Below are 1,222 nucleotides of genomic sequence, written 5' to 3' on the forward strand. Positions count from 1 at the left end.
TGTGAGTTCAACTGATGGACGCAACACACTTATTGAACCGTTCTGCGGGTGATTCATAGTCTAGCGTTTTTCTCGGCCTTTCGTTGAGCTGTCTGGCAACACTGTTAAGTCTTTGCTGGCTGTGAACCGATAAGTCAGTTCCTTTTGGAAAATATTGTCTGAGCAATCTGTTCGTATTTTCATTTGAGCCACGTTGCCAGGGAGATTGAGGATCACAAAAATAAATCTGAATGTCTGTCGCTATAGTAAATCGTGTGTGGCTGGTCATTTCAGCGCCACGATCCCAAGTTAATGTTTTATAAAGCTCAGCAGGTAATTCCCGGGCTTGTCTGATAAGTGCAGATATAACCGTTATGGTCTTGTTGTCTCTGATCTTCGCCAGCATAACAAAACGGGAATGACGTTCTACGAGGGTGATGATATAGGAGTTTTTCGAGCCCTGAATCAAGTCACCTTCCCAGTGACCTGGAATGGCTCTGTCAGCCGCCTCTGGTGGCCTTTCGCTGATAGGTATCGTGTTCGGGATTGACCCTAATCCTTTCCCTTTAAGCGATGACGTTCTGGATCTACGCACTGCTCTTCCGCTTCTGAGACATTGCTGCAGCTCTTTTTTTAATGCTCCCCGGGTTTGTATAAAAAGCGTTTTATAAATTGTTTCGTGTGACACATGCATTTCCTGATTATCCGGATAACAGCGTTTCAGCCAACCGGCGATCTGTTCCGGCGACCAGTCCTGATGCATCTTCTCTGCAATGATTTTACACAATGCGGGGCTTTCAATTAGCTTGCAAGGTTTTGGTCTCAGCGCATTTTCCCACGCAGTAGCATCGGCTTTTGCTGCTCGGTATTGTTTTGCACCACCGTGCCTCCTGACCTCGCGGCTAATCGTTGAGGGCGCTCTTGATAATTTGGCGGCGATGTCCCTGATGCTGAGTTTTGCTACCAGCCCTCTGGATATCTCCTCTCTTTCATCAAGCGAAAGCGCTAATCGGTGCCGTTTTCGCACGGGAGGACGGTAGCCGCCTGTCTGGTGGATAGTGGGCATAATGGAAGAATGATATCTGTCGAACATTCTGGCGATATCATGTAGAGAATCACCTTGCTTATATCTGTCCCAGATAATTGCCTTCTGCTCTGGCGTGTAGTTAATCCGAGTTCTTCGTTTCATGACAATGTCCCCCTTGATTAAGGATAGCGTTGCATCGACCCATTGAACTCACAG

At 47.1% G+C, this 1,222-nt stretch carries 1 protein-coding gene; it reads right to left on the reverse strand.

Going from position 1 to position 1,222, the window contains the following annotated elements:
- Window positions 1-7 precede the first annotated feature (7 nt).
- Window positions 8-1,168, reverse strand: a complete 1,161-nt coding sequence (locus FDX19_RS07275; RefSeq protein WP_137382206.1) for an IS30-like element ISCfr4 family transposase — start codon at window positions 1,166-1,168, stop codon at window positions 8-10.
- Window positions 1,169-1,222: the final 54 nt, after the last annotated feature.

It is taken from the genome of Citrobacter sp. wls619 (assembly GCF_005281345.1).
Lineage (GTDB): Bacteria > Pseudomonadota > Gammaproteobacteria > Enterobacterales > Enterobacteriaceae > Citrobacter.